The organism is Sorangium sp. So ce693 (genome assembly GCF_051521375.1).
Lineage (GTDB): Bacteria > Myxococcota_A > Polyangia > Polyangiales > Polyangiaceae > Sorangium > Sorangium atrum.
The window spans coordinates 11515827-11528720 of record NZ_CP150347.1; the positions used below are offsets into that span (position 1 = coordinate 11515827).

A 12894-nucleotide genomic window follows, 5' to 3' on the forward strand; every position below is an offset into this window, starting at 1 on the left:
CATGCGCGACATGCGTCAGTGGATCGCCGTCGGTGCAGCCGTGGGGCTCGTGGCCGTGACCCTCCCCATGCTGCGCGAGCACGACGTCCAGCTCGGAGGGCTGCTCGCCAAGAAGACGACCGCCGGGGGCCCGACGATCACGCGGACCGTGACGCCGCCGCCGCTCACGGACCTCGATCTGACGCGCATCGACGACCGGAGGACGCCGCCCACGGCGCCGGCGCACGGCGACCGCGTCGCGGAGCTGACCATCGATCCGATGTACCAGCGGGCGGCGATCGGCTTCCTGCGGGCAGGCCAGGTCCCCGAGGGCGCGGTCGTCATGACCGATATCCGTACCGGGAAGGTGCTGGTCTGGGCGAGCTACGTGAACGAGGGGGCGATGCACGACGTCGCCGCGGAGGCCACCGCGCCGTCGGCGAGCGTCTTCAAGGTCGTGACCGGCACCGCCCTCGTCGAGGCCGGCCTGAGCCCGAACACCAAGCAGTGTTATTCGGGCGGCGAGCACTCGATCCGGCCGGCGGACCTTGTCGACAACAAGCGTCGCGACAAGTACTGCGCGACGCTCGCGCAGGCGATGGGCCGGAGCATCAACACGGTGTTCGCGCGGCTCGCCGCGAAGAACCTCGACCGCGAGAAGCTCGGCGCCGTGGCCGAGAAGCTCGGCTGGGGGCAGGACACGCCGTTCGACGTGAAGGTCGCGACGAGCACGATCTCGCTCCCGGAAGACGAGCTCGGCTTCGCGCGGACCGCGGCGGGCTTCTGGAACACGACGCTGTCGCCGTTCCAGGGGGCGAACCTGGCGACCACGGTCGCCAACGGCGGCGAGATGATCCGGCTCCACGTCGTGTCGAGCGTCAAGGACGAGGTCGGCGACATCTACCAGGGCCCGAGCGAGCGCCAGGTGCTCAAGCGGGTGATGGACGAGAGCACCGCCAACGCGGTGACCGCGATGATGGAGGCGACGGTGGATAACGGCACGAGCTACCGTTCGTTCCATGATCGCAACGGCCGCCCCTACCTCCCGGATATCCGCGTCGCCGGCAAGACGGGGACGCTCACGAAGCCGACGCCCGAGGGGCCCTTCTACACCTGGTTCGTGGGGTTCGCGCCGAGCCGCAAACCGGAGGTCGCCATCTCCGTGATGGTCGCCAACAGCGCGAAATGGCGCGTGAAGGCGACGAACGTCGCATGCGATATGCTCCGCACCTACTTCGCCGACAAGGGCGCGCCCGGCGTGAGCGATCCGAACAACCGGACCGGCGCGACAGCCCAGCGCCGCTGACGCGGAGCTGACGAGCCGCCGAGCCGCAGCGCGCCAGGCCGCTCGCGGTGCGCCGCGCTGCGCAGATGCACCTGAACGCCGCGCCGTGCCCCCGGGCAAGGTCCACGCGGCCGACGAGACCGCGCGCATTGTCGGCCCGTCAGGCAGACCACCGCGCAGCCTGCACGAGGCCTCCGCAAGGCGGAAATCGTTCATCGCGATTTCCGCCCTCACCAGGATCCGGCGATGACGGTGCGCAACGGACCGCTGTGCCTGTCTGGCGGCCGACAGGTGTGCAGGATCATCGTCCACGCCGCGGGCCGCGGCAGCGATCGATTCATGGAAACTTTCCGCTCGGGGGGCCCGGCCCCTCCGGCTGGCCGTCCGCGGCGCGAAGGTCCGGGCCGCTCCGATGCAGCCGGACACCCTGGGCCAGGGTGGGACCTAGTTGCGAGAGGCGCTGCTTGTGCAGCTTGTGCTCGGCCGAGATCTGCGTGCTAGCATCTCTGTTGTGCAGGTTGTGCTCCGCAAGCTCGGCCGGGGATCACGCGCAGTCGTTGGCCGGCTCGTCCGTGCACCACGGAAAGGCTCGGTCATCGTCATCGAGTTCTCCGACGGAATGCATGAATACGTCACGACGCCGGTCAAGCGCGTGCTGCGCCTCGCCGGGCGCGAGGTCTTCTACATAGAGACCGTAAACTCCCGGTACCGCCTCGAGGTGCGCGGCCGCGAAGTCGCGCTGGACGGCGCGGTCGGCGGCTGAGCCCTGGCGGGTGCGGCTCAGGCAGCGCGGATCCTGCGCGAACGTTGCGGATCCTTCGGATCCTTCGGAACGAGCGCGCGCCTCTGATGTGACGGATGTGACTGCTGTGACCGCGTGACCACGCGGCCGAAGGCGGGAAGGCGGAGGTCGCGGACGTCGACACCTGACGGCGGCGCGATGCACTGCACACTCGTCTAGCACGAGAACCGCATCTCCGGGCGCATTGCCCCTTGCGCTTCCATTCGCTCTTGGGCAGAGTCCCGCTCCCTTTGAGGGGCCCCGCGGTAGGCCATCCACCGGTGCAGGATGGGGCTCGCCTGGCGAGCTGTCGTCATGATGCCGCGCCCCCGACCGTGAGGAGATTGAAGCAGATGGGCAAGCGCGATCGCCGCCAGTCGATGAAGATGAGGCGCCGCAAGGCGCAGGCTGCCAAGAAGGAGCGCGCGAAGCGCAGCAAGCTGGCGAAGGCCCCGACGGAGGTCGCTGGCAAGGCCAAGAAGCCCCGCGCTCCGAAGAGCGCCGCTCCTGCGAGCCCTTCGCCGGCTGCTTGATGGAGTGCGAGGCGCGGTCGATCGGCCGCGCACCGCGCACCGCCCGTCGCATCCCCGCGCTGTTGCGATCCCGGCGCTCACCGAGGCCGCGCACGCCGGCGTCGTGCTCGTCCGCGCGCGTCCCGCTGCGCGCGGCCGTACACCTCGTCCGCGGCGGCGATCACTCGTCGCGAATCACACGCGTGTGGAGGCTCCGGCCGGGCTGCCGGACCATGTCGGTCGCGCTCGCCGAATCGCCAGCCCCGTTCTGCGTGGGCCGGGGCGCATCGGGCGGGGGCTCGCCGAGGAGCCCAGTGTCGCCCTCTCTTCGCTCCTCGCCGATAAGCTCCCAATGGCCCCGTTCGTCGCGCCAGCGCTGCGCCACCCGGGTGCTGCGGACCGTGGCCTCGTCGTCCCGCAGCCAGAGGACGTCGAGGTAGACCTCGGCTTCATCGCGCTGGGTCATCTCGAAGCCGCCGAACTCCACGTCGACGACCCGGAGGCGGGTGCCCCACCCGGCGTGACGATTCATGAAATCCTGGCGCGCGCTCGAGCCGACGCGCTCGAGCGCGACATCCATGCGGCCGAAACGGGCAGCCGTGTTCATCTCGAGCGCCGCTTCGGTCAGGCGCTGGGAGTTGCTCGGGGCGATGCCGCAGCTGGCGAGGGGCAAGAGGCTCAGGGCGAGGAGGACGCGGCGCATGCCGAGCACCCTCGGCGAAGCGGTCGGCGCGGGCAAAATTTCCAGCAGTCGCGCGGCGCTCAGAACGAGTTCGTCGCGACGAAGTAGAACTGACCGCCAGGGATCGCGAGATCGCTCAGGCCATAGGCGTACCCGAAGCGCATCTGCGAGGAGAGGACGTACCCGAGGTTCAAGCTCAGCCACAGCTCGCCGCCGACCGAGGCGTGCAGCTGGGGCGAGTAGAGCGGGCTCTTCTGCGTGAAGAGGGCGAGCTCGTCCATCTCGAAGCGGTTGAATGCGCCGCCGTGGTCGAGGAAGAGGCTCGCGTCGATGCGGCGCAGGTAGATCGGCAGCGTCACGAGGCCGCGGTCAGGCTGCAGGACGGGCACGCGGTACTCGAACGTCTGCGAGAAATAGGAGCGGCCGAACATCGCGCCCGGCGCGTAGCCACGGAGCGTGAACGAGCTATTCGTGACCCCGGTGAGCAATGTGTCGACGAGGGTGAGGTTCTCGAGATCGTACCCGCCCACGCCATAGTTGGCGCCCCGCGGGAAGTCGCCGCCAGACACCGCCCCGGCGACGCGAAACGCGAGGGTGTGATCGCCTGACCAGGGCATGGCGACGTAGGCGGTGAGGGCCGTCGAGAACGCGTAGGACGTATAGCTGCTGCCCGTCTCCGGGCCGGCGTAATCGAGGCCAGCGTTCAGCGACACCCCGCGCGGCGCGCCGGCGGCGTCGATCGAGCCCTCGGCGTTCGAGAATGCGTAGCCGAGGTGCGCGAGGTTCAGCGTGCCCCGCGGCGGGAGGATGGTGCGGGGCGCATACGGGTCGAGCTTGTCGCCGATGGGGAGCTGCCCCTTGAACGCGGCGCTGCCGAACGACGCGCTCAGGGTATGCCGCGAGAACTCGCCGCGGATCGGATAGCTGACGCCCGAGGAGATCCCGATCGTCCGCTCGTCGTAGACGACGTTTCGACCGTTGATGCGGTAGCCGCCGCGCGGCGAGATGTTGTGGTACGCGCGGACGCCGAGGTCGACAGGCAGCCGGCCGTAGTTGTACCCGAGCAGGACGTTCGGGGCCGGCGCGTCCGGCTGCACGGTGAGCTCGCCGAAGATCGTGTGGCGACCGACGATGTCGGTGCCGGTCACGCTCACCGTGAGCGCGTTCGAGCCATAGCTCCCGGGCGCGTAGTCGAGCGTGATCGCGCGCGGCGCGAGCGTGGGAAGCGGGTTGTAAGGAACGCGCTGGAGCCGCGCCGCCGAGGGCTCGGCGGCGGGATCGGGGCGATCGCCCGGGGGCGGCGGCGCCGGGAGGAAGCGCGCCGGATCGAGCGGCATGGCGAAGAGGTCGTGGCCGCGAGAGGTATATCCAACATAGACAAGCGTCTTGCCATCGGGGCTGATCGCCGGGTGCAAGGCCCCGAGTCTCACGTTCGTGACCTGGCGCAGCGCGCCGGACGAGACGTCGTAGGCGTAGACGTTGTGGATGCCGGTGCGATCGGAGGTGAAATAGAGCGTCTCGCCGTCGGGCGACCAGACGGGGTTCATGTCGGTCGCGCGATCGCGGGTCACCTGTCGGAAGCTGCCGGTGGCGACGTCCACCACGCGGATGTCGCGATAGCCGCCGGCGGTCCAGACGCTGTACGCGAGGCGCTTGCCGTCGGGCGAGAACGACGGGGAGTAGGCCTGCTCGAAGCGGGCGCTCGGGACGAGATCGCGCCGCTCGGACAGGGCCCCATCCCTGGAGAGCCGCGCGATCTCCAGGTAGCGGGTGCCCTTGCTGTTGAGGGAGAAGGCGACGAGATCTCCGGTCGGGCTCACGTCCGGGGCCGAGGATCGGAGGCCTTGCGTCAACCGGCGCCGCGAGGGCTCGTCGCCGTCCGGCGCCGCCTCGCCGCGCGGGAGCAGGACCAGATCGTTCCGGTAGTAGTGGTTGCGCCACGGCAGGAGCGCCGTGAAGACCAGGTCACCCGCCGGCGTGAACGCCGGTCGCGAGGGCGCGTTGGTGCGCGCGACAAGCGCTTCGCGGCGCTCGCTCCCGGGCGCGGGCGCGGCGAGGGAGACGCGGTAGATACCGGGGCGCTCCCTGCCGTCGTCGCGGAAGTAGACGATCTCGTCTGCATCGGTCCGGCGCGCGGCGGGCGGAACGAACCGCGGGTAGAGCGCCGTGCGCCCGTGGTAGGTGAGCCGCGCGCCCTCGCGGAGCCCGCGCGCCTCGACGGCCGCCATCTGCGCTCGGTAGAGCTGGCGGAGGTGGTCCTTCCAGCCCTCGTACAGCTCGACGTAGGTCCTGCCGGTCACGCGGCGGATGGCGCGGTTGATCCCCCACGGGATGAGCGACGCCCCGTAGTCGGCGGAGACCGCGCGCATCGTGTTGGGCCCGTAGACGTCGATGATCCAGCCCAGGAACCTCGATCCGTAGAGATACCAGAGGTTGCCCTGCGGCCAGCGGAACGCGGAGCTCGAGATCTGATCGAGCCCCGCGATGTTGTCCTCGAGCACGTCGGCGCGCAGGTACATGTCGAACATGCTCGAGCGCATCCGGCCGCCGCTCGAGTGGTGGCTCTCGCTCACCACGGCGAGCCCCTCGATGATCCACCGCGGCTGCACCTGGTTCGGCGAGAACGTCTTGCCAACGATCGCGTTCAGGATCGCCGGGATCCCCGACGTGTTGTCGATGTGCGCGATGTGCGTGAACTCGTGCGTGAGGAGATCGAGGTACCAGTCGTCGTAGTCGCCGAGCGTCGACAGGTCGTCCGGACCGGACGCGAGGAGGTGGATCGAGTTGTAGGGGAGCGTGCCGGCCGACCCGTTCGCCATCTCGGAGTCGTCGGTGATCAGGATCTCCGTGCGGCCCTGCGGGGCGTAGCCGAGCGCATCCTCGACGCGCCCGTAGATCGTCTCGGCGAGCGAGGCGATGCGCGCCGCGATGGGCTCGAGGCCCTGCGGATGGTGCACGCGGAAGTGGGCGGTCTCGAACGTCCAGAAGGCGAGCTCGGGGTCGCCCGTCGCCCGGGCCGGCCGCGGCGCGAGGAGCAGCAGCGCCGCGAGGGCGACGGCTGAGAGGACGGACGCTGCGCGGTGGAGCGGCCGGCTCGCTCGCGAGCCGGCGCGCGCGGGAGAGGAGTTCACCAAGATCGATGCGGCGTGGCGACCTCAGAGGTCGTCGTAGAAGAGCGGCTCCCTGTTGCGCGTGAACCGGGACACGAGCTGCCGGCCCTCCGCCGAGATCTGCGTGATCCGGGCGCCGAAGCCTGGCTCGGCCGAATCCCTCGATCCGCCGGCCTCGCGCGTCCACCGGACCGCGGCCTGCGCGGTGAACTCGTAGTTGCCCGGCAGGCGGACACGCAGGGTCACGACGGAGCCCGTCGGCGGGATCTTGTAGGTCGCGACGAAGATGCCCCCGTGCTCGATGACATCGTTGCCTGCGAGTCCCTTGTAAAAGTTCGACGGCGTCAGAGCGCCGAGCTCGACATCGACGACCGCGGCAGGCGTGCGGTGGTCGACGGGCTGCGGCATGGCCTGGGGCGGCGGAGCGACGCGCGGCTCCGCGGACGGGTGCGATGCGGCCGGGTAAGCGGGTGACGCGGGCGCCGGCGCGCGCCGCGGCTGCTGCGGCGAGGGCAGCGTGTGCTGGGCGGGCGCAGCCACGGCGACCGCGGGCACAGGCGCGAACGGCGCTGGCGAGGCCACCGCTGCAGGTGCAGCCGCGAACGGCGCTGGCGAGGCCACCGCTGCAGGTGCAGACACGAACGGCGCTGGCGCGGGCGCAGGTGCGATCGGCGCTGGCGCGACCGGCGCTGGCGCGGCCACCGCCACAGGCGCAACCGGCGCTGGCGCGGCCACCGCCACCACGGGCGCTGGCGCGATCGGCGCTGGGCCAACCGGCGCTGACGCGGCCACCGCCACAGGTGCAGGCGCAACCGGCGCTGGCGCGGCCGCCGCCACGGGCGCACGCGGCTGCGCGGAGGCGCCGGCGGCCTGCGCCCTGCTCAGCGCGTTGACCTTGCTCAGCGAGGAGGCGACGTGCTCCATCAGCACGTCCACCACCGGATCGGCCGCGGTGATCCTCTGCAGACGGTTCAGGACGTCGCGCACATGGCCGAGCGCGATCTCGCTGCCGTCGAGGGCCTGGCCCCCGGAGCGCTCGATGCGGTGCATGATGCCCATCGCCTGCGCTATCGGCTCGGCGAGCGCCTCGATCTCAGGCGACACCCCCCCGTTCGACTGGAGCGCATTGAGCGCCGCGGCGAGCAGTTCGCGGGCGCTTTTCGCAAGCTGCGCGGGTTCCGACATGAATCCTCCGAGGGGCGCATCCTACGCGGTCGCGCGCGCGTAGGCTCAGGATTCGATGGCCGCGAGCCGGCCAGGCGACCCCGCCGGCCGCCAAACGCCCCCTGCCGGCGGTCACCCGCGCGACGCCCCCGACGCCACGAGGGCCGCGAGCTCATCCACCGACGCCGGCTCTCCGTCGATCTCCCCCTCCAGCAGCGCGACGGCCGTGTCACCGGTCCGCACCAGGACCACCCCGCCCTCGACCACCGCCTCGCCGGGCGCAAGCGCTTCAGGGAAGCTCGCCGCCGGCGCGGCCCGCAGGACGATGACGCAGGCGCCCTCGATCTCGGTCCAGGCGCCCGGGGCCGGCGCGAGGGCGCGGACGTGCCGGAGGACGCGCTCCGTCGGCCAGGACCAGCAGATGGCGCACGCCTCGTCGTCAGGCGCAGGCGCCTGCGTCGCGAGCGCCGGATCCTGGGCGACCCCCGCCACCTCCTCGCCGCGCGCAAACCGGGCGACCGTGCGCCGCAGGACCCGGAGGCTCGGCCGGTCGAGTGCCCGGGCGAGCTGCCACGCGGTCCACCCCGGATCGATGGGGAGCCTCTCCTGTTCAAGGATGTCGCCGGTGTCGTACTCCGCCTCGATCCGGTGCGCCGTGACGCCGCTCTCGGCGTCCCCCGAGGCGATCGCCCAGTAGGTGGGATCCGGCCCGCGATGACGGGGGAGCAGCGAGGGGTGCACGCCGATCCCCCCGAGCCGCGCCGCCTTCACGAGCGACATCGGCAGGCGCGTGGTCCAGAACCAGCTCACAAGGAGATCGGGCGCGAGCGCCTCGACGCGCGACGCGAGCTCCGGGCGCTCGACGTCGGGACGCAGCAGGAGGCGCGCGCCGAAGATCCGGCGGGCCCGGCGGAGCCCCACGGCGTCGGCGCGGCTGATCGCGGCGATCGCGATCTCGTGACCGTCGCCGTGGAGCAGCAACGCCGCCAGCGGGAGGCCAAAAAAGGCGACCCGCAGAGGGCGCTCGCCCGAGCGTCGGCCGAAAAGTTTTCCGTGTGCGAGCAGGCTGATAGGTGAAGGCTCCGATGGCGGCGCCCCCTCTGCAAGGCTCATTTCGTCCGGCGCTCCGGCCCGGCCACCGCTACGACGCGTCCGCCGCGCGCCGGCCGATCCTCGTCTTCGAGGACGTCTACAAATCGTACCGCGCCGATCAGCCGGTGCTGCGCGGGATGTCGCTCTCGATCGAGCGCGGCGAGTTCGTGTTCATCACGGGCCCGAGCGGCTCGGGCAAGAGCACGCTCCTCCGCCTCGTGCACCGCACCGAGCGCGTCGATGATGGCCGGATCCTGTTCCTCGGCCGGGACATCGCGCGCCTGACCGACGCGTCGATCCCCGCGCTCCGGCGCAACATCGGCTTCGTCTTCCAGGACTTCAAGCTGGTCCCGAGCTGGACCGTGTTCGACAACGTGGCCATCACGCTGGAGGTGCTCGGCCTCCCGTCGCGCCTGCTCCGGACCCGGGTCGGCGAGGCGCTCGAGCGCGTCGGCCTGGCGGGGCGCGGCGGCGACCGGGCGCAGGTGCTGAGCGGCGGCGAGCAGCAGCGCGTCTCGATCGCGCGGGCGATCGTCGGGGAGCCGACGCTGATCCTCGCGGACGAGCCGACGGGCAACCTCGACCCGCAGCTTGCGATCGATCTGCTCGGGCTCTTCGAGGACATCCACGAGACCGGCACGACCGTCCTGTTCGCGACGCACGATCGGACGCTGCTCGACGTGCGCCCCCGGCGCGTGGTCGTGCTCGACGACGGGAAGGCGACCGACGTGCCGCACGGCCTCGGGTCCGGCGGCGAGTTCGTGGACGGCGGCGACGAGGACGAGATGGATAGCGGCGTGCGCGGCGCAGCGTAGCGCCGAGGGCTCCGCCTCACGAGACGGATAGAGGGAACCGGATGCAGACCAGCGAGCGTGACGATCGGCGGAGATGGCTTCGCACCTGGCGGGCAGGGAGGAGCGATTGGCGGCTGCAGGCGCTGTCGATCTTCTCGCTCGCGGTCGCGTTCGTATGCCTCGCGTCGGCCCTCCTCGTGGTCACGAACCTCATGGCGGTGCGCGATCGCTGGTCGCGCGCCGGCCGCGCCACGGTCTACCTGCGCGACAGCGCGACCGAGGCGCAGACCGCGGAGCTGACCCGCGCGCTCGAGGGCACCGAGGGCGTCAAGAAGGTGCGGCTCGTGACGAGCGCCGAGGCGCGCCGCGAGGTGGTGCACGACGACGGCGACAAGGCCCTCGCCGCGCTTCCGCCGAGCGCGTTCCCCGCGTCCCTCGAGGTCGGCTTCACCGAGGAGGTCTCCGACGAGGCGCTCGCCTCGATGACGGTGAAGCTGCGCGCCCTGCCGGCCGTGGACACGGTGGAGACGTACCAGCGCTGGACGGAGCGGCTGTCGTCCCTCCTCAGCGGCGGCGTCGCCGCGAGCGCGTGCCTCGCCGCGATCGTCCTCTGCGCCGTCGTGAGCGTCATCGGCTCGACGATGCGCCTGCTCTTGCATCGCCGGAAGATCGAGGTCGAGGTGCTGAAGCTGGTCGGCGCGACCGACGGCTTCGTGCGCCGGCCGTTCATCGTCGAGGGCGCCACGCAGGGCGCGGCCGGCGCGGCCGGCGCGCTGCTCGTGCTGGGCGGCCTGTTCATGATGGTGCGCGGCCGCTTCGATCACGAGCTCGCCAACCTGCTCGGCATCTCGCCGTCGTTCCTGCCCTGGGAGGTCGCGTTCGGGATGGTCACCCTCGGCGCCGCGCTCGGCGCCACGACCGCGCTGCTCACGCTGCGCAAGATGGTGGCCGTGTGAGGCGCCGCATCCGGCTCGCGCCGCTCGCGCTGGCGCTCCTCACCGGCGCCGCGACGAGCGGCGCCGCGGTGCCGGCGGCCGACGCCCCGGCGCCCACGTCCGCCTTGGCGGCCAGGGCCCCGGCTCCGGCGGCGCGCCCGGGCTCGGCGCTGGCCGAGAACGATCTCGATCGCCTGCTCGCGAAGCTCGACGTCGAGGAGAAGGCGCTGCGCGCGGAGCTCGACGCGATCGGCCCCGCGCTGGAGCTCACCCGCCGCCGGATGATCGCGCGCGGGCGCGCGTACTACCGCCACGTCCGCGCCGGCTTCCTCCCGGTGGGCGGCGGGTTCGACGCGCTGGTGGACCACGCCGCCCGCGTGGAGCGCACCCGGCTCGCCCTCGAGCGCGACCTCGCCCGCGAGGCGGAGCTGACCCGGCGCAGCGCCGAGCTCGCGGACCGGCTCACGCACCTCGGAGCGGAGCGCGCGCCCCTCGAGGTGCACCGCGAGGCGATGAACCGCGCCCGGGTCGCGCTGGCCCAGGAGGAGGAGCGCCGCGCCGCGTTCTCGCGCGCGTTCGAGACGAGCGTGCGCCCCGACTACCTCGCGATCTACGGCGCGGACACCGGGCCCGCCGAGCTCGATCGCCGCGCCGGCTTCCGCTCGCTCATGGGGCGGCTCCCCTTCCCGATCGCCGGCCGCGCGGAGGTGCGCAAGGTGTCGCGCCGCGGCGCCGGCGGCCCCGGCGTCGAGCTCACCGCGCTGGACGGCGCGCCGGTCCGCAGCGTGGCGGCGGGGCGGGTGGCCTTCGCCGACACGTACGCGGATTACGGGCTCACCGTGATCGTCGATCACGGCGAGCGGCTCTACTCGGTGTACGCGAACCTCGGCGCCGCGGACGTGCGCGCCGGCGATCAGCTCCCGGGCGGGGCGCGGGTGGGCACGGTCGCGAGCGGACCGGGCGGCGCGAAGCTGTACTTCGAGCTGAGGCGCGGCGCCGAGGTGATCGACCCAGGTCCCTGGTTCGGGATGTAGCGGCGCGGGTCCGCAGGGCTCCTCGCCCGCCGCCGCGAGGCGAGCCCGCGCGACGCGCGAAGTGTGCTAAGGCGGCCGCGTGAATCGCCCTGACGGCCGCGCCCTCGATGTCCACCGCCCCGTGGAGATGATCCTCGGGTTCCACCGCAATGCAGAGGGATCCGTCCTCTACCGCGCCGGGAGGACGGTCGTGCTCTGCACGGCGTCGGTCGAGCCCACGGTGCCCGCCTGGATGATGGGCAAGGGCGCGGGCTGGCTCACGGCCGAGTACCAGATGCACCCGCGATCGAGCCCGGCCCGCAGGGAGCCGCGCGACGGGCGGGGCAAGGCCCCGAGCGGGCGCACGCAGGAGATCCAGCGGCTCATCGGCCGCGCGCTCCGGGCGGCGATCGATCTCAAGCAGCTCGGCGAGCAGACGATCGCGATCGACTGCGATGTCCTCGAGGCGGACGGGGGCACGCGGACCGCGTCGATCACCGCCGGGTTCGTGGCGCTCGCGCTGGCGCTCGACCGGATGCGCGCGGCCGGATCGCTCGAGGCGCCGGTGCTCCGCGATCAGGTGGCGGCGATCAGCGTGGGCCACCTCCCGGGCGGGCTCGCGCTCGACCTCGTCTACACCGAGGACAGCTCGGCGCGCGTCGACATGAACGTCGTGGCGACGGCCGTCGGCTCGATCGTCGAGGTCCAGGCGACGGCCGAGGACGAGGCCATCCCCCGGGCGGAGCTCGATCGCATGACCGACCTCGCGCTCGCGGGCGTGGCGTCACTCGCGAGCGCGCAGCACCGGGCGCTGTCGAGCGCCGGCGTCGAACTCTCCGCCCTGTTCCAGACGGATCGCTGGAGGGTCGCGTGAGCCGGGAGCCGCTGCGCCTGCTCGCCGCGACGTCGAACCGAGGAAAGCTCGTGGAGCTGCGCTCGCTGCTCTCCGACCTCCCGATCGAGGTGCTCTCGCTCGCGGAGGTGCTCCCGGGCGCGCCGCCGGTGGTCGAGGACGGCGCGACGTTCCTGGACAACGCGCTCCTCAAGGTGCGCGCCGGGGCGCACCGGTCGGCGATGGTGACGCTCGCCGAGGACTCGGGGCTCGAGGTGGACGCGCTCGGCGGCCGGCCGGGCGTCCGGTCCGCCCGCTTCGCGAGGGAAGGCGCGACCGACGCGGAGAACAACGAGGCGCTGCTCGCGGCGCTCGCGGACGTCGCGGACGACCGGCGCCAGGCGCGCTTCCGCTGCGTGATGGTGCTGCTCGATCCGCGGTCCGAGGCGCAGCCCATCGTGACCGAAGGGCGCTGCGAGGGGCGGATCGGCAGGCAGCCCAGGGGCGCGGGCGGCTTCGGATACGATCCGTTGTTCGTCGTGGAGGACTACGGACGGACGATGGCCGAGCTCGACGAGGCCGAGAAAAACCTCGTGAGCCACCGCGGCAAGGCCGCACGGGCGATGCGCTCCTCGCTCGAGGCGCTGGTCGCGCGACGGTAAGCGACGGTGCGACGGTGCGACGGTAGGACGACAGGCGCGGCGACGCCGGACGG

The 12894-nt window shown here is 72.2% G+C and carries 12 protein-coding genes; 8 read left to right on the forward strand and 4 right to left on the reverse strand.

What is annotated here, in order from left to right:
* Position 1: 1 nt before the first annotated feature.
* The 3 genes from WMF14_RS42980 to WMF14_RS42990 all read left to right on the forward strand — a co-directional run bounded on the left by WMF14_RS42980 (position 2) and on the right by WMF14_RS42990 (position 2578).
* The gene (locus tag WMF14_RS42980; protein ID WP_437796253.1) at positions 2-1285 is read left to right on the forward strand and encodes a penicillin-binding transpeptidase domain-containing protein; all 1284 of its coding nucleotides are present in this window, start codon (positions 2-4) and stop codon (positions 1283-1285) included.
* 445 nt (positions 1286-1730) lie between these two features.
* Positions 1731-2027 (forward strand): hypothetical protein, encoded by a 297-nt coding sequence (locus WMF14_RS42985; protein ID WP_148314458.1) that lies wholly within the window; start codon positions 1731-1733, stop codon positions 2025-2027.
* A 371-nt stretch (positions 2028-2398) separates the two neighbouring features.
* A complete protein-coding gene (locus WMF14_RS42990; protein ID WP_272102111.1) occupies positions 2399-2578 on the forward strand; it encodes a hypothetical protein in 180 nt (59 codons plus the stop codon).
* Positions 2579-2738: 160 nt separating this feature from the next.
* Here the strand turns inward: WMF14_RS42990 and WMF14_RS42995 are convergent, their stop codons facing one another.
* The 4 genes from WMF14_RS42995 to WMF14_RS43010 all read right to left on the reverse strand — a co-directional run bounded on the left by WMF14_RS42995 (position 2739) and on the right by WMF14_RS43010 (position 8494).
* Positions 2739-3260 (reverse strand): hypothetical protein, encoded by a 522-nt coding sequence (locus WMF14_RS42995; protein WP_437796254.1) that lies wholly within the window; start codon positions 3258-3260, stop codon positions 2739-2741.
* 59 nt (positions 3261-3319) lie between these two features.
* Positions 3320-6370 carry a BamA/TamA family outer membrane protein gene (locus WMF14_RS43000; protein WP_437796255.1) on the reverse strand — a complete coding sequence of 1017 codons (3051 nt, stop codon included), beginning with the start codon at positions 6368-6370 and terminating at the stop codon, positions 3320-3322.
* A gap of 24 nt (positions 6371-6394) precedes the next feature.
* Entirely contained in the window at positions 6395-7534 is a 1140-nt protein-coding gene (locus WMF14_RS43005) for a hypothetical protein (protein ID WP_437796256.1), read from the reverse strand.
* A gap of 111 nt (positions 7535-7645) precedes the next feature.
* Positions 7646-8494: a methionyl-tRNA formyltransferase gene (locus WMF14_RS43010; RefSeq protein ID WP_437796257.1), complete on the reverse strand. Its 849-nt coding sequence runs from the start codon at positions 8492-8494 to the stop codon at positions 7646-7648.
* 104 nt (positions 8495-8598) lie between these two features.
* Between WMF14_RS43010 and WMF14_RS43015 the strand changes: the two genes are divergently transcribed.
* The 5 genes from WMF14_RS43015 to rdgB all read left to right on the forward strand — a co-directional run bounded on the left by WMF14_RS43015 (position 8599) and on the right by rdgB (position 12841).
* Positions 8599-9420: a cell division ATP-binding protein FtsE gene (locus WMF14_RS43015; RefSeq protein WP_272102106.1), complete on the forward strand. Its 822-nt coding sequence runs from the start codon at positions 8599-8601 to the stop codon at positions 9418-9420.
* A gap of 41 nt (positions 9421-9461) precedes the next feature.
* A complete protein-coding gene (locus tag WMF14_RS43020; protein WP_272102105.1) occupies positions 9462-10355 on the forward strand; it encodes a cell division protein FtsX in 894 nt (297 codons plus the stop codon).
* On the forward strand, positions 10352-11368 hold the full coding sequence (locus tag WMF14_RS43025) for a murein hydrolase activator EnvC family protein (protein ID WP_437796258.1): 1017 nt from the start codon (positions 10352-10354) through the stop codon (positions 11366-11368). The genes WMF14_RS43020 and WMF14_RS43025 overlap by 4 nt, the downstream gene beginning before the upstream one ends.
* A gap of 79 nt (positions 11369-11447) precedes the next feature.
* Positions 11448-12221 carry a ribonuclease PH gene (rph, locus tag WMF14_RS43030; protein WP_272102103.1) on the forward strand — a complete coding sequence of 258 codons (774 nt, stop codon included), beginning with the start codon at positions 11448-11450 and terminating at the stop codon, positions 12219-12221.
* Positions 12218-12841 (forward strand): RdgB/HAM1 family non-canonical purine NTP pyrophosphatase, encoded by a 624-nt coding sequence (rdgB, locus tag WMF14_RS43035; protein ID WP_437325735.1) that lies wholly within the window; start codon positions 12218-12220, stop codon positions 12839-12841. The genes rph and rdgB overlap by 4 nt, the downstream gene beginning before the upstream one ends.
* Positions 12842-12894 lie beyond the last annotated feature (53 nt).